This window comes from Aerococcus christensenii (assembly GCF_001543105.1).
In the GTDB taxonomy this organism is placed as follows: domain Bacteria; phylum Bacillota; class Bacilli; order Lactobacillales; family Aerococcaceae; genus Aerococcus; species Aerococcus christensenii.
The window spans coordinates 1,104,186-1,130,399 of record NZ_CP014159.1 but is presented as its reverse complement, the minus strand read 5'-3'; the positions used below and the strand labels follow the sequence as shown (position 1 = coordinate 1,130,399).

Genomic DNA, 26,214 nt, shown 5'->3' with positions numbered 1-26,214 from the left:
TAAACAGTGGACATAAATGGTTCGTTGTTTTTATTAGGCATTCTCTTAGCTATTTTTATAAATTTTGCTACTTATCGTTCAAAATATTCTTAAATCAATAAAAGCCATGTTCATTTCTTGAACATGGCTTTTTCTCTTTGCAAGCTAAGGGCTAACAAAGAATTTCATTATCTTGCATAATCTACGGATCGGTTTTCCCGAATTACCGTTACTTTAATTTGACCAGGATAGTCCAATTCATCTTCGACACGCTTAGAAATATCATGAGACAGCTTGATAATTCCTAAATCATCCACTTTATCTGGTTGAACAATCACGCGAATTTCACGACCGGCTTGAATAGCATAAGTCTTCTTAACTCCTGGAAATTCATTAGCTAAAGCTTCCAAACTTCTCAAGCGTTGAATATAATTCTCTAAAGACTCACTTCTTGCTCCCGGACGAGCAGCAGACAAAGCATCAGCCACTTGAACAACAATAGCTGTGATCGATGCAGATTCAACGTCCCCATGATGAGCAGCAATTGCATTAAGCACCGTTTCTGGTTCCCCATACTTCCGAGCAAGTTCCACGCCGATTTCAACGTGGGTCCCTTCCACTTCATGGTCCACAGACTTTCCGATATCATGAAGTAACCCAGCACGTTTGGCGGTCAATTCATCTTCCCCTAATTCAGCAGCAATAATTCCTGCCAAACGCGCGACTTCAATGCTGTGATTTAAGACATTTTGTCCATAAGACGTGCGATAATTTAACCGGCCAATAAATTTGATTAAATCAGGATGCATATCATGAATTCCTAAATCAAAGGTTGTTTCTTCACCAATATCCCGGATTTTAGTGTCCATCGTCTTATGTGCCCGATCCACTGCTTCTTCGATTTTAGCGGGATGAATACGCCCATCTTTCATTAAACTTTCTAAAGAAATCCGAGCAATTTCTCTTCGAATCGGATCAAAACCACTCAACACAACCGTTTCTGGAGTATCATCAATAATTAAATCAATCCCAGTAAGTGCTTCGATGGTTTTTATGTTCCGACCGTCCTTCCCGATAATTCGTCCCTTCATATCTTCATTTGGGAGATCAATACGCGTAATAGAAGAATCTGCCACTGTATCTGCAGCAGAGGTCTCAATCGCTTGCAAAATAATAGAGGTTGCAAGTTTATGTGCTTTCTCACGGTATTCTTCCTCAGCATTTCGAATTCGAATAGCAATGTCATTCGATAAATTTTCTTCCGTTTCTTTAAGAATTAAACGAGAAGCCTCTTCTTGCGTCATTCTAGAAATTTTTTCAATTTCAGATTGTCGTTCTTGAATGAGGCTATCCGCTTTTTCTTCTTTCACTGAAACATTTTTCAAACGATCTTGTAAAGATTGTTCCTTAGATAATTGATCGTTCTCTTTATTCGTTAAGACAGTCTCTCGACGATCCAAACTTTCTTCTCTTTGAAAGAGTCTTTGTTCTTTAACGGATATTTCTTGACGACGTTCTATTAATTCGTCTTCCACTTTATTTCGATAATCTTGTGCTTTTTCTTTGGCATTTAGAAGAATTTCTTTACGTTTTGCTTCTGCATCTTGATTGGCTTTTATAATAATGCCTTTCGCAGTCAGTTGTGCTTCGCTACGTTCCTCTTCTTCTACTTTTTGACGCCGTTTATAGCCCATTAGACTACCAGCAAAGAGGCCAACAATTAAAGTAACAATAACGAAGGCAATTGTATTAAAACCCATAGTTTCACCTCCGTATAATTACTTACTTTTTTCTTAAAATGAAAATTTTAAAAACAAAGCATATAGTTAAATTTTATATTTTTTTTATAGCAATGTCAACTCTTCACAAAGCAACCTTTTTCAAAAAGAATTTCTATTGCATGAAAAAACTAAGCTTCATGCCAACAAAAAAGGTAGCTCTTCAAAGCTACCTTTCAGTGACTCATAATAAAATTTATTCTTTACCTGCTAAGAATTGATTAGCTGTAACGATGGCCAATTTATAAGCGTCTTCTTCATTGCATCCCCGTGAAAGGTCATTCACAGGTTTAGCCATGCCTTGTAAGATAGGTCCAATGGCTTCAAATCCGCCAAAGCGTTGAGCAATCTTGTAACCAATGTTCCCAGATTGAATTTCAGGGAAGATCAAAACTTTAGCATGTCCAGCGACCTTAGACCCTGGAGCCTTTGCTTGACCAACAGATGGAACTAAAGCAGCATCTAATTGCATTTCGCCATCTACATTAAAGTCTGCTGGGGCTTGTTCTTGAGCTAATTTCGCAGCTTCTGCGGCTTTTTCTTGTTCTGGTGAAGAAGCAGAGCCCTTGGTAGAGAAGCTGAGGAAAGCAATATTTGGTTCTACACCAAACATTTTAGCGGTATGTCCTGTTACAATCCCAATTTCAGCTAAAGTTGGAGCATCTGGATTAATGGTAATCGCGCAGTCCCCCATCATGTACTTCTCTTCACTGCCATCTTCTTTTGGACGACTTAATAAGAAAGCACCAGAAACATTGTGGACGCCAGCTTTTGTTTTAATAATTTGCAAAGCGGGACGCACAGTATCACCTGTTGCGTGACAAGCGCCGGAAACTAATCCATCACATAAACCTAAGTAAACTAACATTGTTCCGAAATAATTGACGTCTTTCAATAATTCACGTGCTTTTTCTTCCGTAGCTTTGCCTTTACGCCGTTCTACAAAAGCTCCTACCATTTTATCAAAATCTTCATAATTTTCAGGATCAAGAATTTGAATTCCTTCTAAATCAATGCCGTTTTTCTTTGCTTCTTCTTTTACTTGCTCTGGATTTCCAATTAATAGAGGTTCTACTAATTGATCAGCTTTCAAACGAGCAGCTGCTCCTTGAATACGAACATCTGTTGCCTCAGGGAAAACAATACGAACATTTTCATTTTTGATTTTTGCTTTCAAATCATCAAATAAAGCCATTTTGCGATTTACCTCCAAATCTTATTCTAGATAGATTCTACCACAAAAAATTACTGACTAAAAATATTTCGCACAGGCGTTCAAAAATTGTACTAAAGAACTTAATCTTTCCAAAAATCGAGCTTCTGATCATCCATTCCTATATTTTGGGCCTTAAAGACAGGATTTTTGCCTTGTTTGGCTTGTTGCCTATAATCATCAAGAGCTCTTAAAGCAACCTTACTCAAAATCAAGATAGCTGGTAAGTTAATCAAGGCCATCAAAGCCATCAGCAAATCTGCTGTTCCCCAAGCTAGATCTGCTTGTTGAAGCGAACCAACAAAAATCACTAACACTGCAAGTGCCCGATAGACTAACATAAATCCTCGGCGAGGCATTCCTCTAAAAATGTAAGCAATATTATTATCAACATAGAAAAGGTTGCCAATAACTGTTGTAAAACCAAATAACATTAAAGAAAGAGTGATAAAGAAGTTTCCATAATGTCCAAACAAGGTAGAAAAGGCCACTTGGACATAAGCTGCTCCAGATAATTCAGCACTTGGTGCAATGCCTGAACACAAACACATGAAAGCGGTCGCTGAACAGATAAGTAAGGTATCAATAAACACAGAAATCATCTGTACCAACCCTTGTTTGACCGGATGAGAAATATGGGCTGAAGCTGCCGCATTTGGCGCCGAACCGATCCCGGCTTCATTTGAAAAAAGGCCCCGCTTAATTCCAAACATCATACTTGATCCTGCAATTCCAGAGAAAATAGCTTTAAAATTAAAAGCGTCTTGCATAATGAATTTGAAGACAGTTGGTAAAAAAGTAATATTAAAAAGAATCATAATAAGTGCTACAACTACATAAATAATTCCCATAAAAGGCACTAAAAATGTCGTAAATTTAATAATGCGCTTACCCCCTCCAAAAATACAAAAGGCGGTAACTGCAGCTAAAAGGGCGCCAATAATTAACGGAGTATATGTCTCATGGTAAAAAGAATACACCTTGAAAGCATCTTGCACGTTGTAAGCCGCTAACATATTAAAACCTATCGCATACGTTAAAATCAAAAAAATTGAAAAAATAATACCTAACCATCTCTTATTGAGAGCTGTTTCAATATAGTAGGAAGGACCACCATAACAAGAATTGCCGATTCCGCGTTTCTTATAAATTTGAGCTAAAGTAGATTCAATGAAAGCCGAAGCGCCTCCAATTAAAGCCACTACCCACATCCAAAAAACCGCTCCATATCCTCCCAAACAAATCGCAGTAGATACGCCAACAATGTTCCCTGTCCCTACTCGTGAAGCTGTAGAAACCATTAAAGCTTGGAAAGAAGAAACAGAACCTTCTTCTTCGGGTTTCTCCATGATAACAGAAATCGCATCTTTAAATTCGCTCACCTGAACGAATTGCGTCTTCACTGTAAAATAGAGGCCAATTCCTAATAAAAGAGCCACTAAAATTGGATAATATAAGAAATCACTAATCGGTGTGATGGTATTTAATATCGTTTCTGTCACAAAACATCCTCCTTTTTCATCTTAACAACTTCATCATATTATCGAAAAAATAAAATAAGATCAACTTTATCTTAACATTCCTTGTCATCTTTTCTTTGTATGATTACCTTCTTACTCCATCTAAAAAGCAAAAAAGATGGCCTTGCCTCTCAATTTTAGGAAGCAACACCATCTCTCATTCTTCAAATATTTCTTAATTAGTCACGAATGACCGCTGACAATTGGTCACGTAGCCCGTCTTTGATTTTTTCAAAATCTGTATTGACTTCATCATCTACCAAAGTAGCTTCAGGATTTTGATAGGTTAATTGATAAGCCATTGATTTATATCCTTCTTCAATTCCTTTTCCACGATAAATATCAAAGAGTTTAATATGGGTGAGATAAGCTTTGCTGGATTGGCGAATCATTTGACAAATCTCTTCATTCGTTACTTCTTCCTTCACCACTAAAGCAATATCACGCGCAACGCTTGGATATTTAGGAAGAGGCTTTTGAACAACTTCTTTTTCTGGCAAAGCAAAGATAGCTTCCATATTAACTTCAAAAACAAAGGTATTTGCTGCTAAATTATAAGCTTTAGCTGTTTGAGGATGCAATTGAGCTAAGTAGCCGACTTCTTTATCCCCAATTCGGATAATCGCAGTGCGTCCAGGATGAGTATCTGGAAGATCATGCGCTGCTTGGAAAGTCATCTCATCTAAACAATTCATTTGTTCAAGAAATTCTTCAACAGCACCCTTCATTGCATAGAAGTCAACAGGAATGGCATCTTCTTGCCAGCCTTTTTCACTGATATTTCCTGTCCAAAGACCTGCCGCATGGCTTTCTTCTTTTGGAAGTCCATCTTCTATTTGATCTGCATAGAATACACGACCTACTTCATAAATCTGAACATTTTTTACATTTCGATTAATATTGTATTGAGCAATATCCAGCAAGGTCGTTAATAAGTTCGTTCTTAATAGCTTCCGGTCATCACTCATTGGAAAATCTAAAACAACCGACTCATGAGGATGTGATTGGAGGACTTTCACCTTGTTTTCACTGGTTAAGCTATAAGCAATCACTTGATTAAATCCTAAAGCTTCTAAGCAGCGAGAAGATTGACGTACAAATCTTTGCCATGCATTCAAACCTAGATTTACTGGTGGAATAGCTGGCAAGTGAGAAGGTAATTTATCATAACCATAAATGCGAGCGACTTCTTCCACTAAGTCAGCAGGAATGTGAATATCCCACCGTCTTGCAGGCACAGAAACCGTAAAGTTTTCTGCTGTGCCTTCAACAGGGAAGCCTAATTTACGGAAGCATTCTAACATTTCTTCGTAAGTTAAAGTCATGCCCAGCATGCGGTTAATATAGGCGAGATCAGATTGAACCTGAACAGGCGCCGTATCTACTACAGAGTGCTGGGTCTTTCCTGGGACTCTATGCCCCCCTGCCCATTCTTCCATTAAACGTGCAGCATAAGCGCCTGCTTCTGCAATCGTGGCCTTGTTTACTCCACGTTCATTACGCAAACTGGACTCACTGTGTAAGGATAAACGACGCGCTGTTTTTCTGATGTGTCCGCCTTCAAATTGAGCGGCTTCAATCATTACGGTAGTCGTATGCTCATCAACCTCTGTCTCTAAGCCGCCCATAATACCCGCTAAAGCCACAGGTTCATCCCCTGCTGTAATCACCAAGTCATGAGAGGTGAGTTGACGTTCAATTCCATCCAAAGTCACTAACGTTTCCCCTTTGCGGGCTAAACGGGGGGCAATCACCTTGCTCTTCAACTTATCGTAGTCAAAAGCGTGGAGAGGTTGTCCATATTCTAAGAGGACATAGTTCGTTGCGTCCACCACATTATTGATTGGACGAATTCCTTCCTTCATCAATCGCATTTGAATTTTGAGTGGGCTAGGTTGAACTTTGACATTTTTTACCAAGAAAGCATTGTATTCAGGGAAAAGTGTCGTATCTTCTACTTTTAACTCCACTTCATCCTTCAAGTTTCCTTCCACTTCTTCTGGAGAAGTTGGAAAAGTAACTTTTCGATCATAGATTGCACCCACTTCATGAGCAACCCCTCGAAGCGATAAAGCATCTGCACGGTTAGGCGTAATATCAATATCTAAGATAGGATCCTCTAAGCCCAAGTAAGTTTTGATATCTTCTCCAACAGGGGCATCTTCTGGTAAAACCATAATGCCATCCGCATAAGCCTTAGGCACCACATTTTCAGGAATGCCAATTTCTTGTAAGGAACAGATCATTCCTTGAGAAACGACGCCACGTAATTTACCTTTTTTAATTTTTATATTGCCAGCTACCCGTGAATTCGGTAAAGCGACAATCACCTTTTGATTTTCTGCAATATTCGGTGCCCCACATACAATTTGTAGAGGGTCTTCTTCCCCTACATCTACCTGGCAGACGTGTAGATGACTCGCATCTGGATGATCTTCTACCTTTAGGGTGTGACCAACTACCACTTTTTTCAAATCTTTTCCAAACTGTTCGATACCTTCAACCTCTAAGCCAGTTCGAGACATCAAATCAGCCAAATCTTCTACTTCAATATCTTTTATATCCACATATTCGTTTAACCATTTATAGGAGACTAACATGCCTTCTCTTACCCTCTTTCTTGAAATTGACGAACAAAGCGCAAATCATTTTGATAGAAGTGACGAATATCTTCAATTCCGTACTTCAACATCGCAACCCGATCTGGTCCAAGACCAAAGGCATACCCTGAATACTTACTGCTATCAATGCCTGACATTTCAAGGACATTCGGATGAACCATACCGCCTCCTAAAATTTCAATCCAACCGCTTCCTTTACAGATATTACAGCCCTTGCCTTCACATTTGAAACAAGAAATATCAATCTCTACAGAAGGCTCTGTAAATGGAAAGTAGGATGGGCGTAAACGGATTTGGCGTTCTTCACCAAACATATGCTTAGCAAATAATTCAAGAGTTCCTTTCAGATCAGCTAGTCCTACATTTTCAGCTACAACCAATCCTTCAATTTGATGGAATTGATGCGAGTGGGTGGCATCATCTGCATCCCGGCGATATACTTTCCCAGGGCTGATCATTTGAAGAGGCCCCTTAGAGAAATCATGGGCATCCATGGCATGTGCTTGAACAGGTGACGTATGCGTCCGAAGCAAGACCTTGTCTTCTTCAATATAGAAAGTATCTTGCATATCTCTGGCAGGATGGTTTTCTGGAAGATTCATCCGTTTAAAATTGTAATAATCAGATTCCAACTCTGTCCCATTGACAATCTTATAGCCTTGAGCAAGGAAAAGATCTTCAATTTCTTCCATAACTTGACTAATAATATGACGGTACCCCATTTGATGCCGCTTGCCTGGGAGAGTCACATCTAAGCTCTCTGCCTCTAATTTGGCTTTTAAAGCTTCTTGTTCTAAGACTTCTTCTTTCTCTTGGAGGGCAGAAGAAACTTTATTCTTCAATTGATTCGCATAAGCACCTACTTTTGGCCGCTCTTCTGCACTTAAATCCTTCATATGCCTCAAAGCTTCTGTGATGGGGCCTTTTTTCCCAAGATATTTCACACGAATGTCTTGAATATCTTCTAAACGTCCAATGGATTGGACTTTTTCTTGAATGGTTTGTTCGATTTTCTTTAGATCAGCAATAATATCCATTTCTGACTCCTTTCAAATTGTAAGTTAACGCTCTAAAACTCACTTCAACAAAAAAGGCCTCTCACCCTAAAAAAGGGACGAGAGACCGCGGTACCACCCTAGTTTTTATTTCTAAATAAACACTTGGTTAAGCTATATCGCGCTTATCCGTGACATCTTTTGAAATGATCGCCCGATGCCGACTCCAGAAGTGAAAAGATCATAACCTCCAATTAAGAAACTTTCAATCGCTGGTTTCTTTTCCTGAAAATTGTTAAGTTATGTCGTCTTCTTTCAACGTTAATTAATTATTTACTTTTTCCTATTTTAACGAGTCCCTCCCAAATAGTCAACTTTATTCTTGGAACTCTTGCTTTTTTATACTGAAGGTACAGAAACAAAGTGATGCATGGCAATAGCTCCTGCAATAGCAACATTTAAGGACTCAGCACATCCAGGCATTGTAATATAAAGAGAAAGATCACTTTTTTCAATAACAGAGGAACAAACGCCATTTCCCTCATTGCCTAAAACAATTCCGAATTTTTGATGAGGATTAAAGCTCAACCTTTCTAAAGCTTGGGCAGAAGGATTCAATTCCGTAGCCATAATCAGATAACCTTTGGACTGAAGCCTTGGAATCCATTTCTCAAGATCTACTTGATGAAGATTCACATGAAACTGACTGCCTTGCATGGAACGGACCACCTTATCATTATAAGGATCAATTGTCCCTTGTCCTAAATAAATATCTCGATATGAGAAAGCATCGGCTGTCCGAATCAAAGTTCCTAAATTGCCGGGGTCTTGAATGGCATCTACTAACAAAATATGAGGGCTTGTAGGCTCTAAATTTACCTCTTCTCTAAGGCCAATCAAAGCATAAACTCCTTGTGTTTGTTCTGTCTGACTCAAAGCATCGGCTACTTCAGAAGAAATCGTTTCTAAAGGATAGGATTTGTAGTCCTCTTCTCTCTTCTCTTCTAAGGCATAGATTGCTTTAATCGGCGCTTGAGATTGGATGGCTTCTTTCACTAAATGAGGGCCTTCAATAAGATATTGATGGGCCTTCTGCCGCCCTTTTCTGGTATGTAATTTTTTTAAAGCTTTAATCGTGGGGTTATTTTTTGAAGTAATCATTTTACTGAATCAACCGATAGATCGCATCGGCATAGATCGCAATCGTCAATAATAACCGATCAAGGCTCTGAACTTCATTCGGTTCATGCATGGTATTTTCTTCATCTGGGAATTCTGCACCAAAAGCTACCCCACGCTTCATCAAACGAGCATAAGTTCCTCCACCGATCACTGTCTCATAGCCTTCCATGCCAGTATGTTCTTCATATACTGCTAGTAAAGTTTTTACCAAAGGATCGTCCATTGGAACATAATGCGGTAGCTTGTTAGAAGGACCAGTTACCCGTTCAAAACCAAATTGTTGTCCTAATTCATCAAATCGAGCATCTAATTGTTCAAAACTTTGCCCTTGAGGGAAACGAATATTGACCGTAATTACTTGTTTATCGCCTTCTTTATAAAAGACCCCTGAATTCAAGGAAAGATCTCCCATCACAGGATCGTGATGACTGATACCTACCTTTTGTCCCTTAAAGTCTAAATGTAAAACGTTAGCAATAAAGCTTAAATAGGGATCTTTTTCTAATTTAGCATCTAAGCTAGTCAAAAAGGCAGCTAAATAAGTAGCAGCATTGTGTCCATTTTCTGGGAAAGCTCCATGAGAGACCTTGCCATGAGCGATTACTGTCAGTTCTTGTCCCTTTTCTTCCACAGTGATCTGCACAGACTGTTGAGCATTGAATTGATCAGCTGCTTCTTGAACAAGAAGGGGGTTAAAACCTTCAATCACAGCAGTTGCTTCCCCTGGTACCATATTTTCTCTCTGCCCTGCAGTAAAAGATTTCAAAACTCCCTGTAAAGCACCAAATTTCAAATCAACCGTATATCCGCCCTTTTCTCCGTTAATGACAGGAAACATGGCATCTGGAGAAATTCCAAAGTCAGGAAGAGGTTCTGTTTCCAGATACCGATGTAAACATCTCCAATCACTTTCTTCATCTGTCCCTACAATAAAGTGAACTTTTTTAGAAACAGGTAATTTTAAATTTCTAATCATCTTTAAAGCGTAGTAGCAAGCTAACATTGGCCCCTTATCATCACTCACGCCACGTGCATACAGCTTGCCATCTTTAAAAGTAGGCTCAAAGGGATCTGTTAACCAAGAATCATCTACTGGAACAACGTCTAAATGCCCGATGATTCCCATAATTTCATTTCCTTGGCCAAATTCTAAACGCCCCGCAACATTTGCCACATTCTTCGTGGGAAAACCGTCTCGTTTTGCCATTTCTAAGAAAGTATCTAAAGCCTTCTTAGGTCCAGGTCCAAATGGCGCCTCTTCTGTGGCTTTATCGTCTTCTCTTACACTCGGTATTCTTAACAAGGTACATAAATCTTCAAAATACGCCTCCTTGATTTTGGAGACTTCTTCTTGCCAATTAATTTTCATAAGCTTCCCTCCTGTTTGCTCATTATATCATACTCTATTTTCTGCATATCTCTTTTCCCTCATCTTTACTCAAGCCTTAGAGAAACACTCACTCCGTAATGATCGCTGACCACAGACTCTTCTTTCCCATCAAACATCACGCGATAATCCTCTACCTGAAAAGGAGATGTCACAAAGACATGATCAATCCGTTGAGGCGGTGTCTCTTGGGCCCATCCTGCAATTCCAGATAGGGTAGTTACCTTTCCTCTTTTCTTTTTGGCAAGATAGTAACTGTCTTTTAATCGACTTTTCAGAAGGAGATCATAACTTTCTCCCCTTCTATGAGTGGGCGCATTACAGTCTCCGAGTAAAAGAGAAGGTCCTACAAAATGATCACTCACTTCTAACGTCCGCCTCCACTCCCTTTGAAAGCCATCTTCTCTTTCTTCTTTTGACCACCAAGAATAATGAACACTCCATACCTGCAATTGCCCCCTCTCAGTCACTATCTCTGCTTGAATGATGACTCTACGATGATAATCATTTGGATCCTTACATGCAGATACGACTATTGGTTCGGCTGAAAAAGAAGTTTTGCTCAATAAAGCCACGCCTTCATCAAAGCGTTCATAGCCTAAATGACTGTAGGCCCATGTCCAATAATAAGAACACCTCAACTCATTTAAAGCTTGAACGAGCAACCAGACATAATTATCTTCCTTAATTCTTACTTCTTGGTCCAAGGCCTGATAATATTTTCCTAAGCAGTTTTCATCCACTTCTTTAGCGGTGACCAACTGATTGACTTCTTGCAAACTAATCACATCAAAATCTTCTCTTGCAATAACCTGAGCTACTTCTTTTATTTTTTCTAGTGTCTTTTCTTCTAGCCAGGCATGTGTGTTTAAAGTGAGTACTTTCATATATTCCTTTCCTGCGATTTGATTTCGTTGTCTTTGTCCTCTACTCCCTATTTTATAAAATTCATTTTCATTGTAAAAGAGCAACCGAAGAATTTTTTCCGGTTGCTCTTTTTTTATTCCCTTACCCCTCAATAACATTTTCTGTTTCAAAATCGAAGAAGCGAACTTTATTCATATCGAAACCTAATTGTACAGTTTCTCCTGGTTGGTGCATATCGCGTGCATTAATTTTAGCAACAAATTCTGTATCTCCAATCTTAGAGTACAACATACTTTCTGCGCCCAAGAGTTCTGAAACCACGACTTGACCTTCCACAAGGGAACCAGGCGTTGAATCTAAAAAGATTTGTTCAGATTTAATATCTTCTGGTCGAATCGACATAATTACTTCTTTATTTATATAACCTGCATTCGCTAATAATTCTCTAGCAGGTTCTGGTAATTCTAAATGTAAGCCCGATTCATGTTCCACATGATCTTCCTTCACTAAGACCTTAAAGAAGTTAGCAGCAGGAGATCCTATGAAGCCCGCCACAAAAACATTCTTTGGGAAGTTATACACTTCTTGTGGGGTACCAATTTGTTGAACAATCCCGTCTTTCATAACAACAATTCGAGAGGCCATCGTCATAGCTTCTGTTTGATCGTGAGTTACATAAATCGTAGTGGTGCCTAGAGATTGATGCAATTTAGCAATTTCTGCCCGCATCTGAACCCGAAGTTTCGCATCCAAGTTGGAAAGCGGCTCATCCATCAAGAAGACCTTGGCATCACGAACAATTGCTCTTCCCAAAGCCACACGTTGCCGTTGCCCACCAGACAAAGCGGCTGGTTTACGTTCTAATAAACCGTTTAAGCCTAAAATATCTGCTGCATTTTCCACGCGTTTTTTAATTTCTTCTTGGGAATATTTCCGTAATTTCAAGCCAAACGCCATATTATCAAATACTGTCATATGAGGATATAAGGCATAGTTTTGGAAAACCATCGCAATATCACGATCTTTAGGCTCAACGTCATTCATTACTTCGCCATCAATACGTAATTCACCCTTGGTAATATCTTCCAAGCCTGCGATCATTCTCAAGGTTGTTGATTTTCCACACCCAGATGGGCCAACAAACACAATAAATTCTTTATCCTGAATTTCTAAATTAAAATCCGTCACATTATAAAAATCATTTTTTGAATATTTTTTATAGATATGATCTAAATCAATTTTTACCATTTCTTTTCCTCTTTTCTTGACTTACTTATGCGTTCTTCGTCTTGGAGTGAATAATAAACGGTGCCAAAGCAAGATCCAATTGGCCTGCCTTAATTTCAATTTCCTCTTGATTAATTTGATTAATGTAGCTACCATCCGGAAGATCAATGTGATAGGTCCCTTTTTGATCCAAAATATCAAACACACCCACTATGAATTCTTTCTTGGTTTCATAACGTAATTCTAACGCCTCTTGATCATCTTCTACAACATAAAATTGCTTATGCTGTGAGAAATAATCTTCTTTTTTTAGCTGAAGCATGCGTTTCAACAAAGTCAAGTACTTAGGAGATGGCGTGTTCCAATCAATGGGCGCCTTATCAAATAAAGTCGTTCGCTTAGCATACTGAAACTCCTGCCCATTATAAACAAAGCCCATTCCCTTACAGAAGAAACTATAAGCTAAACAATTCAAGTTGCTTCGCTCACTCTTCACGCGACTTCTGATCCGTTCTTGATCATGATTTTCTAAAGTGCGCACTTTAATCGCATTCTCTGGATAAATGGCTTGCTGAAAATTCAGTAAGTACTTCCATAAACGAAGAGACGCCTTTCCTTCTAAGACCTGATAAAAGTTCGCTAAAATATCATATTCATAGGCGCAATCAAAAGCTTGGTAGACTTCCGAATCTGTGATAGGGTGCATCCCTTCTGAACGCAACTGGCGAATAAATTGAGGTTCTACACTCTCCGCTAACCATACATGATCAGGATGAACCTTTTGAATTTCTTGACGAGCTTCTAACCAAAAATCTAAGGGTAACAAGCTAGCCACATCACATCGAAAGGCATCTACACCTTCTTTGGCCCAATATTTCAGCGTGTTGATCAATTCTTGACGAAGTCCTGGATGAGATAAATCTAAATCAATAATATCGCTCCAGTCGCCCACCCGATTGCCAAAAGAACCATCCTCTCTGTGATAATAATATTCAGGATGATCTACCGTCCAATAATGATCAGGTGCCGTGTGATTAAACACAATATCAAGCATCACTTTCATGTGCCGATCATGACAAGCTTTCACTAAACGCTTAAAAGAATTCAAATCTCCTAGTTCAGGATTAATCGCCATATAATCACGGATCGCATAAGGGGAACCTAATGTTCCCTTTCGATTTTTCTTTCCAATTGGAAAAATGGGTAATAGATAAAGATAATCAAAACCTAAAGCCTTAATTCGATCCAAATCAGCGGTCACTTCATCGAAGGTTCCTTCTGGGCCATAATTTCTGACAAAAACTTGATAAATACTTTGATTCAATAAGGCGTTTGACGTTGTAGAAGTCATAACTTTCCTCCATCTCTTTGCAAATTGGCTAAGTTATGCAAACGTTAGCGCTTATAAGAATATTATACGTTAATTTTAAAACGCTTTCAATGCTTACAGCTATTTTTTTTAAGATATTCTCTTAAAAATTTCCTCTCTTTTGTTTAAAAACTTTTTTCTATTTTTACCGAAAACGTTTGCATTGTGTACTTAGATTTTTTATAATAAACTATGCAAAATGCTACTATTCTTATTTTTTAAAGGAGGCCTTTCTATGTTACGCTCAAGCGGCGTTTTAATGCCCATATCTTCCTTACCCAATCATGAAGGCATTGGAACTTTTGGGCAATCAGCTTATCACTTTATAGATTTTCTTGTCAATTCTGGCCAAACCTATTGGCAAATCTTACCTCTAGGAACCACAAGCTATGGAGATTCTCCCTACCAATCTTTCTCTGCCTTTGCAGGGAACACGTATTTCATCGACTTAGAAATATTATACCAATGGGGACTATTAGAGAAAAACGACTATGAAAACATATCTTTTGGGAAAGATCCAGAAAATATCGATTACGCCACTCTCTTTCATACCAAGCGTCCTCTTTTAGAAAAAGCGGTCAAAAAATTTCTCCAAGATAAACCTAACTGGACGGCTTATCAAGACTTTATTCGTGAAAATGAAAAATGGTTGATTCCTTTCGCCCAATATATGGCTTGTAAGGAACACTTCCTTCTCGAATCCGTATCTAATTGGGATCCACCTATTCGGTTACGTCAAGAACCTGCTCTTAGCCAACTCTTAGCCCAACAAAAAGACGTCATTGATTATCATCTCGTGACGCAATTCTTCTTCTTCAGGCAATGGTACCTACTCAAAGAATACGCCAACCAAAACCATATTCAAATTATTGGAGATATGCCTATCTATGTTTCAGGGGATAGTGTCGAAATGTGGCAGATGCCCCACTTCTTCAAAGTAGATGATAATGGACAATCTACCCTAGTTGCTGGCTGCCCACCTGATGGTTTTACAAAAGGTGGCCAACTTTGGGGCAACCCTATCTATAATTGGGACGCTATGGCAGAAGATCACTATCAATGGTGGATTTGGCGGATTCAAGAAAGCTTGAAGCTCTACGATGTTGTTCGCATTGACCACTTTAGAGGTTTTGAATCCTTCTGGGAAATTCCATTTGGTTCAAAAGATGCTGCCCCTGGTCATTGGGCAAAAGGCCCTGGCTACGCTCTCTTTAAAGCTGTTAAGGAAGCCTTAGGAGACGTCCATATTATTGCAGAAGACCTTGGCTATCCTACACCAGAAGTCGCTCAACTTTTGAAAGATTGCGGTTTTCCAGGAATGCATGTTCTTGAATTTGCCTTTGATGGGAATGACAGTATTGAACTTCCTCATAATTATGATTCGAATTCCATTGCTTATGTGGGGACCCATGATAATCAAACAGGTCTCGGCTGGTATCTTACCGCTAGCGATCAAGAAAAAGCTTGTGCTGAAAACTACATTAAACGTCATCCTGAAGAATCTGTTCCAGAGATGCTCAACCGAGCAATTGCTGCTTCTCCAGCCAACACCGCTATTTACACCATGCAAGATTTACTTGAGTTAGATGATCGAGCTAGGATCAACATTCCTTCTACCCTTGGAGGCAACTGGCAATGGCGGATGTTAGAGGGACAACTCACCCCTGCACTTGCTGATAAATTGCGTCAGTTGACTCAAATCTATCATCGCTTAAATCCTGCTTATAAAGGTTAAACCCTTCATTAATCAGAAAGTCACTTCTAAAAATAAAAAGGACTTCTCCAAAACAGCGAGAAGCCCTTTTTCATCTATTCTTGTAAGAGTAACCCATACTTCATTTTTATTAATTAAAAAGGCTCAGATTTCTGCATCGAATCTGAGTCTTTTTCCTTTTAATTTTCTTCTATAAGGGGATCTCTAAATTGCGTCTTATAGAAAACAAGGACCACCATCAAAATTGTACCAATCATTTGCACATTAAGCATCAGGATGGGAGACTTAAAAATAAATCCACTTGCAGCAGCTAATAGCGTTGGTAATCCTAAGCAGCCCACCATTAACGACACGCCTTCCTTGAAGCTTCTAATGTGAAAAAGTTTAGATTTCTTTACTAATGATAGAAAGAAACCACCAAGTATCACCAAAAATAGACTATTCCCTATAAATAAGGCCATAGCTACCATCAATAGATAGAGAATGACTGTCTTTTTATTAGATAGAAACCATTGTTGGTTCACAAATTTCTTGACTTCATCATCGGATGTCCACTTCGTACACTCAATATTTTCTCCATAAACAGGGAAAGTAATTGACTTGTCTGGTCCATAATGAAAAATCCATTGATCCCCAGTTAAAATAAGAGAGGGTGTCTCTTCTTGTTTGATCTGTTCAATTGAATCTTGATTAGGTAAAACAAGAATCTTTCCTTCTTGAGAAGATTTCGCCATGTGTTGCCCAGTATAATGATTATTCCTAATTTCACCTTGTTTCAAAGCACTGGCCGTCTGTTCATTAATCATCACCAATCCGCCTTCTACAATTCGGTCTAAAGAATAATCTTCTACTTGGATCTCGCTATATATCGTTGGCAAAAATAAACAAGCATTCAAGATAATAATTAACATCACTATCTCTTGCCATTTAAGCAATCGACGTAGCTGAAACAACTTCTTAGGCGACATAATGGCGCATAAATAGCGAAGCGGTAATCCTAAACTTTTCATTCGATCTCCTGACTAACCCTTCGTTCCTCCTGACGTCAAGCCAGACACAAAATTCTTTTGTAAGAGGAAGAAGAGAATAGATATTGGTACTGCTATCAAAATTGCTCCTGCAGCAAAGAGTGTGACTTCAGGTTTTTTAGAATCTGAAATAAAGGTTTGTAAACCAACTGCGACCGTGTAAGCTTTTTGATCCCGTAAGAGGAACTTAGCCAACATGAAATCACCGAAAGGTCCCATAAATGCCCATAAGGCTTGAACAGCAATCATTGGCCGAACTAATGGCAAGACAATCTGTCCAAAAATTCGTAGGTGGCCTGCACCATCTAAGCGAGCGGACTCATCTAAATCGAAAGGAACTGTATCAAAGTATCCCTTCATCAGCCAAGCATTCATTGGAATTCCGCCGCCAACATAGATCATAATCAAGAACCAATATTCATTCAAGGCATGAAATAACCAAGCCATAACGAAGAAAGCGGTCAAAGAAGCGGTAGTTGGCACCATCTGGATAATCAAGAAGAGGATCAGACTCTTCTTCCGTCCGACGAAATTATACCGACTGTAAGCATACCCCGTCAAAGTAACAACCAGGACCTGAATAAGCATGGTCCATACGGCCACCCATAAGGTATTGAGATACCAGCGAACATAAAGCGTTTCATGGAAGAGACGCCTAAAATTTTCTAAACTAAATTGACTCTTCAAGTCTAAAGTAAAGGCCGTTACATTTCCAACTTTAAAGGCGGAAGAAACTGTAACCATTAACGGAAAGAGAATAATCACACTAAGAATTAAAAGATACAGATAAGTTAAAGAATGAGAAATCATTCGCTTCCGTTTAGTGGAGCTTTGAACTTTTAAACTAGCCATCTATCTCTCCTCCATTTCAAAAGCATGTAATTTCTTGAAAGTAACTAAAGAAATCGAAATCACAATCAGGGAAATAATCAAGGTCACCGCAGCAGCCATAGAATATTGTGGAGCGTTTTGTGTAGTTAACTTGTAAATCCAAGAAATTAAGATATCTGTGGCCCCTGCACCTCCACCTACACTACCAGGTCCTCCTTCGTTGAAGAGGTAAATCATAGAGAAGTTGTTAAAGTTAAAGGTGTATTGAGAAATAAAGGTTGGTGCAGCCACTGCAAAAATCATCGGTAAGGTAATATTTCTAAATTTTTGCCAAGCGCTTGCCCCATCCACAGTTGCGGCTTCATAGAGATCTTGAGGGATGGATTGAAGAATCCCAGAGGTTAAAACATAAACATATGGGAAACCTAACCACCCTTGAATCATAATAATCGCTACTTTTGACCAAGTTGGCTCTGTCTTCCAAGGAATTAATCCAAAATGGAGGAAAGGAATAATTTTTTCTAAGAATGGTAACACTTGAACATTCATCGCTCCAATGGAGTCATTGAAGAAGTTAGAAAAACTCATAATAGAAACGAAAGCAGGTACTGCCCAAGGTAATAGGAAAATTACCCCAAACAAGCGTTTAAACTTAATAAAAGGTTGATTGGCAATAACAGCTGTAGCTATTCCAATCACAATCTGCAAGGTGGACGCCAAAAGTGTCCAAATCACCGTCCAAGATAAGACGGCCGTAAAGGCAGACTTAAAGGTGCTTAGCCGTACGATGTTCAAGAAATTTTTAGCCCCTACCCAATCAATTAATCGGTTCGGTGGTATATGATTAAAATCATAGTTGGTAAACGCAATCATTAACGTCACAATAACCGGAAATACAATAGTAAACAGCATAATTAAGTAAGCTGGAATAATTAATAGATAAGCAAATCCGTTTTGATAGATATTTTTAAGCATACTCTTCATATCTTTTGAAACAGGATGTCCTTTTTCAATACCTTCTCTAACTATTTTGGCATCTGCCATACATATAGCATGGTAGAAAATGAACAAAATAATAGCGATAAGTTGAATAGCTCCTTCAATTAATAAAAAGAGCGAGTGGTCTTTCATCGGGGTAGTCCCTAGAGTTATCAAGCCTTGAATAGCAGGTATTCCAAACGTGACTATTTCTATGATTTCTAACAGAAACCCTACAAACAGAATGAGTCCTTTCAGTTTTTGCTGATTATAGAACTGCCCCAAGCCTGGAATGAGAGATAACCACATGGCCTTTTTCACCGAATGGTTCGCTTCTTCTTTCACTTTGGTGTCCCTCTTTTCTATGATAAAAAGGAGCCAGGCACTTCTTGTCCAGCCCCTTTTTATAAGTTTACTTTATCATCCTATTTGGCAAATTTTTGCTCAATAGCGCTCTTAATAGCTTCTACAGCATCTTTAATTGCAGTTTTTGCATCTTTCTTACCGGATGCTACATCAAAGTACATTGCTTTTCCTGGGTTCCAAACTTCAGCCATTTCAGGAATATTTGGCATTGGTTGAGAATTTTCGAATTGTTTAACAATCGCCTTGGTTAAATCTGTACCTTTTTCATCCGCATATTTACGTCCAACTTTTGTTGCTGGTACTTCTTGTGTCTTATCGAAGAATTTCTTTTGAGCTTCTTCACCTGTAATGTAAGCTAAGAATTTTTGAGCGCCTTCTTTGTTCTTAGAGTAATTGGAGATTACCCAAGCTTTCCCACCAGCAAAAGGACTATATGTCTTGCCGTTTGGTAAAGTAGGAATAGTAGTTGCTCCATAGTTAACTTTAGCTTGTTTGAAGGAAGCAGCTTTCCATGGGCCGTCAATAATAGCGGCAGCTTTCTTGCCGATAAATTGTTCAGAAGCAAAGGCTCCAGATTTAGAAGCGTCCTTCATACCTTGTGGCCATGTGTCATACCATTTCTTCACATATTCAAGTGCTTTTTCAGAATCTCCAGCAGCTAACCCGATATCTTTAGGATCTGTTCCGTTCTTCCCAAAGACATAAGCTCCATATCCTGCACTTACCCCGTAAGAATAGTAGAAGTTCGTCCAATCTGCCAAGAAACCAGTAGACTTACCGGATTCACCTTCGAAAGCATATTTAGGATCTTTTTGTAATTTTTCCAAATCTTCAAAAGTCTTAGGGGCTTCTTTGAGTAAGTCTTTGTTGTAGTAAAGAACTAAAGTTTCAATAACATTTGGTTGACCATAAACCTTGCCATCTAAAGTTACCATGCTCTTCATCTTGTCATCGTATTGGTCTGTATTTTCTAATTTAACTTCTGCTAAATGACCTTGTTGTCCTAAACCACCTACGCGGTCATAAGGTGCCATCATCACATCTGGAGCTGAACCGGTTGGACCATCTGTTGGTAAGTTCGTTAGAACATCTGATTGGTTAACTTCTTTAATTTCCAAAGTTATTTTATTATCTTTTTCAAATTTATCCTTAATGTCTTTCATGTATTCTGAATAAATTTTGTCAACGCCAACAACTAACTTAGTTTTATCGCCACTATCGGCTTTGTTTGCTGTTTTATTATCTGTTTTTTGAGAGCCACAAGCGGCTAAAGCAAGAGCTGCTGCTCCAGTAAGTAGCACTTTACGCCATTTCTTAAATTCCATATTAACTACTCCTTTATATAAATTTTATTATTCAATCGCTTACAAGATTATTATAATAGCTTTTCTTCATTTGCGCAAGCGCTTTCGCGAAATGTTTTTGAAAAAGCTTTCAAAATCTTTTTTCCTTTCACTCTATCAACTGTTTTCTTTTTTAGATGGGAGCCTTTATAAAACTCACTTCAAACCCTCCATACCCTATATATTCTCCTTCTCTCTTCTGACTCAAGAGCGTTTCGCCTACTTGAGGAAGAAACAGAACTTGCCCAGTTTGATTAAAGCGAGCAAGTAATCTTTGTCCATCAACCCCTACTTCTAAAGCTAAAATTCCATTAGCTTCTTCTGTTAAATGAAAATCTCCAAAAATTTGTGGCAAGCAAGTGCGTCTTAAATGAATCAATTGCTTGACAAAATCTTTCATTTCTGAATCAACTTGATCTATTTTCCAAGCCATTGCTCGGCGATTATCAGGATCCTCTCCCCCTTCTAATCCCACTTCTGTTCCATAATACAAGCAAGGACTGCCCGCCTGTAAGAAAAGAAAAGTAAGGGCTGCTTTGACGAAATCTTTATTTCCTTTTGCTAAGGTAAGAATCCGTGGAGTATCATGCGAATCTAATAAATTCAACATCGCTTCAGTAACCTGACGGCGATATTTCATTTGTTGAGCAATCACTTGATGAATAAGTTCTGCTGTATCTATCTCTCCTGTCAAAAAATACTGCTTAATCGATTCAGCGAGATTATAATTCATGGCAGCATGATACTCATCGCCATTGAGCCAAGCTTGCGCATTATGCCAAACCTCTCCCACTGTATAGAAATCTGGTTTGATCGCGGTCACTTTCTGACGAAAAGCTCTCCAAAATTGATGATCAATCTCATCACTCACATCCATCCTCCAAGCATCAATGTCATAGTTTTCAATCCAGTAGCTGGCAATATCCAAAAGATAACGCTTCACTTCAGGATCTGCAGTATTCCATTTAGGCATTCTCGGTTCATAACCAAAAGTATCATAATTTAATTGTTCAAATCTCTTCTCCATATGGTCATAGTCCTGCCAGACCGGATAGGAATAAATATGAAACCAGTCCTTATAAAGAGAATTCTCTCCTTTTTGAATGACATCTTGCCAATATTTGGATGTGATCCCTATATGATTGAAGACAGCATCTAACATCACCTTCATGCCGCACTTATGAGCCTCTTCTACTAAATGTTTAAAAATTTTTCCATCTCCAAAATGTGGATCAATTCGATAATAATCCACAGTGTCATATTTATGGTTACTTGGCGATTCAAAGATAGGGCAGAAATACAAACCGTTAATGCCAAGATCCTGAAGATAATCTAAATGTTCAATGACCCCTTCTAAATCTCCACCATAGAAATCCCAATGTCCCGGTGTACGCTGAGGATCCCAATTGCAAACTTTTTTGGGGGATCGTTTAGGATTGCCATTAGCGAATCGATCCACAAAGATTTGATACCAGATAGTCTTCTTGACCCAAGTAGGTTCCTTACAGCGATCCACTTCATGACAATAAGGCAATTTAAAACCATTCATAAAGTGATTCAATTGCTCCTTTTGATTGGGAATAACTCCTCGATCTCCATACAGGAGCTTGAGGCCTGCTTGGTCTTCTAACTCAAAAATATACTGAATACGATGGTGAGAAACTTTTACCTTACTTTCAAAATAATCATAATACTTATCGGTCAAAATTTTCTGCATAGGAACGCAATGCTCATATCCCTTAAGATAGAAAATGCCGGTATCTCCATAATGTAAGCGAGCACCTCTCATATCGCCTTTTTGAGTTCTGAGGCGAATGTGCATGGTTTTCTCATCATATAAGTAAGCAAATTCTGATTCTGGGCGGTGATAGACACTCGTAATTTCCATTGATTTTTCTCCTCTTTTTTATTTTTTAGTGCAAACGATTGCTTGCTTAAGTGAGTATTTCCCTAATAAGTAAGCCACTATTTATTTCGTTCCAATGTAGAAGCTCTTCACACCATGCTTATTATTTCATAATGCAATCGCTTACGCAATCTTTTCTTTTCAGAAAAAAAGCGTTCCTTTTTAGAGAACACTTTTGAACTACTTCATTAACTCTGCTTCAACAATTTCGTAAAGGTAACGCGTACTTCCATTGGCTTGGTCTTCTAAAACATCAAATAAAATTTGAACCGCTCTTCTCCCTAATTGTTGACTATTTAAATTAAAGTAAGGATGTCTGTGATCTTGAGGATTGGGTTCAGCAGCAAAAGATTTAAACGTTCCTGTCATTACCTGATGCTTATGGAAAACTTCTAAAGCTTTTTTGACCCCTCTTGCCACTAAATGGTCAGCAATTAATAAGCCATCATAATCTTTTGCTTCTAAAAGATCCTCCATCAGTTGGTAACCATCTCTCGGCAAAAAAGTCAAATCATTGTACACATCTTCCGGATAAAAAGGAAGGTCAGCCTCTTGTAAAGCTGCCTTAAAACCAGCAAGTCGTTTCTGAACGAAATATTGATGGCTATCTCCACCCACATAAGCTAACTTCCTACATCCGCCCTGAATTAAAACCTCTGTTAATTCTTTCGCTACTGAAAAATTATCATTATCTACAGCATTCAACTGCCCATTTTCTGGAGTTCCCATAACTACAGCTGGGAAATTAATGCTTTTTATAAATTCCAAAATAGGATCATTATCATTGGCATATAAAAAGATTAGCCCCGCAACTTGCTTTCCCTGAACCATTGCTTCCACATGTTTTTTCCGACGTTCAGGCGTATCCCCTGTAGAGAGCATAAGTCCGTATTCCTTAGTGGATGCTGCTTCTGTAATTCCTCTAAGAACGGTTGGGAAAAATGGATTTTGATAGAAAGCATCACTCGCTTGAGGAAGGACTAGCCCAATCGTTTGTGATTGGCGACTGGCTAAACGACGCGCGTTATAATTTGGAACATAGTTCATTTCCTCCATTACACGACGCACACGTTTTTTTGTTTTTTGACTGATGGATGTGCTATCCGATAAAACACGAGATACCGTTGATGGAGCTACTCCAGCTCGCTCGGCCACATCTTTAATCGTTACTGTCAAAGTCTTTCTCCTCCTCTCTTATTTTCTTATAATAGCAGAAAAAATGAGGAACGTACACGCTCTTTTTATTTTATATCAAGCAAAATAAATTTTCTACGAAAGCGGTTGCGTTAGTTTATTTTTGTGTTTATAATGAAGAGGATTGAAGACTAACTCTTTTTGAGAAGTTAGCTCCATTCTCAGTACTTTAAGAAGGAGACGTTGATTGGCTATCTCGCCTTCTTCCATGATTATGTTATGAATTTATTAAAACCATAAACAAATAAAGGAGATACTCATGCATAAAATAGAAATTCTCGCTGATCATATGTATCATAAACCTATCGATTCTCTCACTTCAAGAGAACTTTACGAAGTATTACTTCACTATGTGAAAGAAGAAGCTGCCTCTCGTCCCCTTAATTCCTCTAAGAAAAAACTTTATTATTTATCCGCCGAATTCTTAATTGGAAAATTACTCAGCACCAACCTCATTAATCTAGGGGGTTACGACGAAGTTAAAGACCTACTCGCCGAACATGGTCAATCCTTAAATGATGTAGAAGATGCTGAACAAGAACCTTCCTTAGGTAATGGTGGCCTTGGCCGTTTAGCTGCATGTTTCTTAGACTCTATCGCTTCTCTAGGAATTACGGGAGATGGTGTGGGGTTAAACTACCACTTTGGTTTATTTAGACAAACTTTGGATCACAACGAACAAGGTACTCTTCCTGATGAATGGTTAGATGCTGATACCTGGTTAGAAAAAGAAGAAGGTAAATCTTACGAAGTCCCTTTTGCAAAATTTACCCTTCATTCTACACTCTATAACATCGATGTTTTAGGCTTTGAAAAAGAAACCAGAAACCGTCTTCGCTTGTTTGATTTAGACAGTGTATCCAGTGACATTATCGAAGAAGGCTCTATTCAATTTGACAAGACAAACGTCGAAAAGAACTTAACTCTCTTCCTCTACCCTGATGATTCTGATAGAAACGGTAACTTACTCCGAATCTATCAACAATACTTTATGGTATCCAACGCAGCTCAATTAATCATCGATGAAGCGCTTGAAAAAGGCAGCAACTTACACGATTTAGCTGACTTTGCTACTATTCAGATTAACGATACTCATCCAACCTTCGTGATTCCAGAACTTATCCGTTTACTCACTACCCGTTACGACTTCAGCTTTGAAGAAGCCGTGGCTATTGCGCGTAAAACAGTGGCCTTTACTAACCATACTATCCTAGCAGAAGCGCTTGAAAAATGGCCAATGTCAGATATCGAAGAAGTTATTCCTGATATTGCCGCTATCATTCGCCAATTAGATCAACTTGTTCGCCAAGAATTTCCAGGTAACCAAAAAGTAACAGTCATCGATGACCAAAATCGAGCACATATGGCACATATTGCTATGCACTTTGGTTACAGCATCAATGGAGTGGCCAAACTTCATACTCAAATTTTGAAAGAAACTGAACTCAATGATTTCTATCAAATTTACCCTGAAAAATTCAATAACAAAACTAACGGCATTTCTTTCAGACGTTGGATCATGAGCTGTAACCCTTCCCTTGCCCGTCTTTTCGATCAATTGATCGGTTCTTCTTGGCGACATGATGAAGACTTAACCGGTCTAGAGAAATATATTTATTCTGAAAATGTTCATCAAAACTTAGAACACATCAAAGAAGCCAACAAAGAAGCTTTAAATGTTTTCCTAGACCACAATCAAGGCGTTACCTTTAATCCAAATTCTATTGTTGACGTTCAAATCAAACGCTTCCACGAATATAAACGCCAACAAATGCTAGCGCTCTATATTATTTACAAATATCATGCCATTAAGAATGGGGACATTCCAAAACGTCCAATCACCATTATCTTCGGTGGGAAAGCAGCTCCAGCTTATATCATCGCTCAAGATATTATCCACTTAATTATGACCTTGTCTGATCGCATTAAGAACGATCCAGACGTTAGTCCTTACCTTCAAGTTATTATGGTGAAGAACTACAACGTCACTGCTGCAGAACATCTCATCCCAGCTGCTGATATTTCAGAACAAATCTCCCTTGCTTCAAAAGAAGCCAGCGGAACGGGTAATATGAAATTCATGCTCAATGGGGCCTTAACCTTAGGGACTATGGACGGCGCTAACGTTGAAATTGCTGAACGCGTTGGTCAGGATAATATTTATACCTTTGGCCGGTCAAGTGAAGGCATTGTAAACCTCTATGCAACCCATGGCTACCATCCACAAGACTACTATAACCGCCCAGCTATCAAGGCTCTTGTCGATGATATCGTTAGTGAGGATATATTGAAACTCGGCAATCCAGAACGCCTCAACCGTCTCTATAATGACATCAAAGGCAAAGACTGGTTCATGGCTATGATTGATATTGAAGAATTCATTCAAACCAAAGAAAAAGTTTACCAAGACTACGAAGACCGCAAGAGCTGGTTAGCTAAAGTTGTTAAAAATATTGCCCAAGCTGGCTACTTCTCTTCTGACCGAACTATCAGCGACTACAACCAAGATATCTGGCATTTAGAAGAACATTAATCCTAAAAAAATATAATAAATATATCGCAAAAAAACTCACAGGGCCTTCTCTGGGCGAATAAGAAGGTCCTGTGAGTTTTAATTTGCTACTTATTCAGAAAGCTCCCTCTTATAAAAGTTTTGAAGGCGCTCTTAAAAAGATTGAATTCTCTTACTTTGTCAACATTCTTTTTCCTCTTCTGA

The 26,214-nt window shown here is 38.7% G+C and carries 18 protein-coding genes and 1 pseudogene; 2 read left to right on the top strand and 17 right to left on the bottom strand.

What is annotated here, in order from left to right:
* Nucleotides 1–167: 167 nt before the first annotated feature.
* The 10 genes from rny to AWM71_RS05325 form a co-directional block, all read right to left on the bottom strand.
* On the bottom strand, nt 168–1,739 hold the full coding sequence (rny, locus tag AWM71_RS05370; RefSeq protein WP_060776989.1) for a ribonuclease Y: 1,572 nt from the start codon (nt 1,737–1,739) through the stop codon (nt 168–170).
* 214 nt (nt 1,740–1,953) lie between these two features.
* On the bottom strand, nt 1,954–2,952 hold the full coding sequence (gene pta, locus AWM71_RS05365) for a phosphate acetyltransferase (RefSeq protein WP_060776988.1): 999 nt from the start codon (nt 2,950–2,952) through the stop codon (nt 1,954–1,956).
* A gap of 101 nt (nt 2,953–3,053) precedes the next feature.
* The gene (locus tag AWM71_RS05360; protein WP_060776987.1) at nt 3,054–4,472 is read right to left on the bottom strand and encodes an alanine/glycine:cation symporter family protein; all 1,419 of its coding nucleotides are present in this window, start codon (nt 4,470–4,472) and stop codon (nt 3,054–3,056) included.
* Nucleotides 4,473–4,669: 197 nt separating this feature from the next.
* Nucleotides 4,670–7,090 (bottom strand): phenylalanine--tRNA ligase subunit beta, encoded by a 2,421-nt coding sequence (gene pheT / locus AWM71_RS05355; protein ID WP_060776986.1) that lies wholly within the window; start codon nt 7,088–7,090, stop codon nt 4,670–4,672.
* 8 nt (nt 7,091–7,098) lie between these two features.
* The gene (gene pheS / locus AWM71_RS05350) at nt 7,099–8,148 is read right to left on the bottom strand and encodes a phenylalanine--tRNA ligase subunit alpha (RefSeq protein WP_060776985.1); all 1,050 of its coding nucleotides are present in this window, start codon (nt 8,146–8,148) and stop codon (nt 7,099–7,101) included.
* 357 nt (nt 8,149–8,505) lie between these two features.
* Nucleotides 8,506–9,267 (bottom strand): TrmH family RNA methyltransferase, encoded by a 762-nt coding sequence (locus AWM71_RS05345; protein ID WP_060776984.1) that lies wholly within the window; start codon nt 9,265–9,267, stop codon nt 8,506–8,508.
* Between the two features lies 1 nt (nt 9,268).
* Entirely contained in the window at nt 9,269–10,657 is a 1,389-nt protein-coding gene (gene pepV, locus AWM71_RS05340) for a dipeptidase PepV (protein WP_060776983.1), read from the bottom strand.
* A gap of 65 nt (nt 10,658–10,722) precedes the next feature.
* A complete protein-coding gene (locus AWM71_RS05335; protein ID WP_158320035.1) occupies nt 10,723–11,562 on the bottom strand; it encodes an endonuclease/exonuclease/phosphatase family protein in 840 nt (279 codons plus the stop codon).
* A 121-nt stretch (nt 11,563–11,683) separates the two neighbouring features.
* Nucleotides 11,684–12,790 (bottom strand): ABC transporter ATP-binding protein, encoded by a 1,107-nt coding sequence (locus tag AWM71_RS05330; protein ID WP_060776981.1) that lies wholly within the window; start codon nt 12,788–12,790, stop codon nt 11,684–11,686.
* A 25-nt stretch (nt 12,791–12,815) separates the two neighbouring features.
* Complete coding sequence (locus AWM71_RS05325) at nt 12,816–14,120, bottom strand: alpha-amylase family glycosyl hydrolase (RefSeq protein WP_060776980.1); 1,305 nt, start codon at nt 14,118–14,120, stop codon at nt 12,816–12,818.
* A 253-nt stretch (nt 14,121–14,373) separates the two neighbouring features.
* Here AWM71_RS05325 and malQ point away from each other — a divergent pair, with 253 nt between their 5' ends.
* Complete coding sequence (gene malQ / locus AWM71_RS05320; RefSeq protein ID WP_060776979.1) at nt 14,374–15,873, top strand: 4-alpha-glucanotransferase; 1,500 nt, start codon at nt 14,374–14,376, stop codon at nt 15,871–15,873.
* Between the two features lie 158 nt (nt 15,874–16,031).
* Here the strand turns inward: malQ and AWM71_RS05315 are convergent, their stop codons facing one another.
* The 7 genes and pseudogenes from AWM71_RS05315 to AWM71_RS08605 all read right to left on the bottom strand — a co-directional run.
* Nucleotides 16,032–16,862 carry a hypothetical protein gene (locus tag AWM71_RS05315; RefSeq protein ID WP_060776978.1) on the bottom strand — a complete coding sequence of 277 codons (831 nt, stop codon included), beginning with the start codon at nt 16,860–16,862 and terminating at the stop codon, nt 16,032–16,034.
* Nucleotides 16,863–16,874: 12 nt separating this feature from the next.
* Nucleotides 16,875–17,732 (bottom strand): sugar ABC transporter permease, encoded by an 858-nt coding sequence (locus tag AWM71_RS05310; protein WP_060776977.1) that lies wholly within the window; start codon nt 17,730–17,732, stop codon nt 16,875–16,877.
* On the bottom strand, nt 17,733–18,998 hold the full coding sequence (locus tag AWM71_RS05305; RefSeq protein ID WP_060777468.1) for a carbohydrate ABC transporter permease: 1,266 nt from the start codon (nt 18,996–18,998) through the stop codon (nt 17,733–17,735).
* A gap of 116 nt (nt 18,999–19,114) precedes the next feature.
* Nucleotides 19,115–20,380, bottom strand: a complete 1,266-nt coding sequence (locus AWM71_RS05300) for an extracellular solute-binding protein (protein ID WP_060776976.1) — start codon at nt 20,378–20,380, stop codon at nt 19,115–19,117.
* 151 nt (nt 20,381–20,531) lie between these two features.
* The gene (locus tag AWM71_RS05295; RefSeq protein WP_060776975.1) at nt 20,532–22,286 is read right to left on the bottom strand and encodes a glycoside hydrolase family 13 protein; all 1,755 of its coding nucleotides are present in this window, start codon (nt 22,284–22,286) and stop codon (nt 20,532–20,534) included.
* Between the two features lie 198 nt (nt 22,287–22,484).
* Nucleotides 22,485–23,351 carry a helix-turn-helix transcriptional regulator gene (locus tag AWM71_RS05290; RefSeq protein WP_335338719.1) on the bottom strand — a complete coding sequence of 289 codons (867 nt, stop codon included), beginning with the start codon at nt 23,349–23,351 and terminating at the stop codon, nt 22,485–22,487.
* A pseudogene (locus tag AWM71_RS08605) lies at nt 23,346–23,483 on the bottom strand (LacI family DNA-binding transcriptional regulator); the annotation flags it as partial. The pseudogene AWM71_RS08605 and the gene AWM71_RS05290, both read right to left, overlap by 6 nt.
* Nucleotides 23,484–23,757: 274 nt before the next feature.
* Here AWM71_RS08605 and glgP point away from each other — a divergent pair.
* Nucleotides 23,758–26,031: a glycogen/starch/alpha-glucan family phosphorylase gene (gene glgP / locus AWM71_RS05285; protein WP_060776973.1), complete on the top strand. Its 2,274-nt coding sequence runs from the start codon at nt 23,758–23,760 to the stop codon at nt 26,029–26,031.
* The last annotated feature ends 183 nt before the right edge of the window (nt 26,032–26,214 follow it).

Bases quoted from the DNA above. Each gene is read 5' to 3' on its own strand.
- AWM71_RS05335 (WP_158320035.1), bottom strand. From the start codon at position 11,562: ATGAAAGTACTCACTTTAAACACACATGCCTGGCTAGAAGAAAAGACA.
- rny (WP_060776989.1), bottom strand. From the start codon at position 1,739: ATGGGTTTTAATACAATTGCCTTCGTTATTGTTACTTTAATTGTTGGC.
- AWM71_RS05305 (WP_060777468.1), bottom strand. From the start codon at position 18,998: ATGTGGTTATCTCTCATTCCAGGCTTGGGGCAGTTCTATAATCAGCAA.
- malQ (WP_060776979.1), top strand. From the start codon at position 14,374: ATGTTACGCTCAAGCGGCGTTTTAATGCCCATATCTTCCTTACCCAAT.
- pta (WP_060776988.1), bottom strand. From the start codon at position 2,952: ATGGCTTTATTTGATGATTTGAAAGCAAAAATCAAAAATGAAAATGTT.
- pepV (WP_060776983.1), bottom strand. From the start codon at position 10,657: ATGAAAATTAATTGGCAAGAAGAAGTCTCCAAAATCAAGGAGGCGTAT.
- glgP (WP_060776973.1), top strand. From the start codon at position 23,758: ATGCATAAAATAGAAATTCTCGCTGATCATATGTATCATAAACCTATC.
- AWM71_RS05330 (WP_060776981.1), bottom strand. From the start codon at position 12,790: ATGGTAAAAATTGATTTAGATCATATCTATAAAAAATATTCAAAAAAT.
- pheS (WP_060776985.1), bottom strand. From the start codon at position 8,148: ATGGATATTATTGCTGATCTAAAGAAAATCGAACAAACCATTCAAGAA.
- pheT (WP_060776986.1), bottom strand. From the start codon at position 7,090: ATGTTAGTCTCCTATAAATGGTTAAACGAATATGTGGATATAAAAGAT.
- AWM71_RS05315 (WP_060776978.1), bottom strand. From the start codon at position 16,862: ATGAAAAGTTTAGGATTACCGCTTCGCTATTTATGCGCCATTATGTCG.
- AWM71_RS05325 (WP_060776980.1), bottom strand. From the start codon at position 14,120: ATGACTTCTACAACGTCAAACGCCTTATTGAATCAAAGTATTTATCAA.
- AWM71_RS05300 (WP_060776976.1), bottom strand. From the start codon at position 20,380: ATGGAATTTAAGAAATGGCGTAAAGTGCTACTTACTGGAGCAGCAGCT.
- AWM71_RS05290 (WP_335338719.1), bottom strand. From the start codon at position 23,351: ATGAACTATGTTCCAAATTATAACGCGCGTCGTTTAGCCAGTCGCCAA.
- AWM71_RS05310 (WP_060776977.1), bottom strand. From the start codon at position 17,732: ATGGCTAGTTTAAAAGTTCAAAGCTCCACTAAACGGAAGCGAATGATT.
- AWM71_RS05295 (WP_060776975.1), bottom strand. From the start codon at position 22,286: ATGGAAATTACGAGTGTCTATCACCGCCCAGAATCAGAATTTGCTTAC.
- AWM71_RS05345 (WP_060776984.1), bottom strand. From the start codon at position 9,267: ATGATTACTTCAAAAAATAACCCCACGATTAAAGCTTTAAAAAAATTA.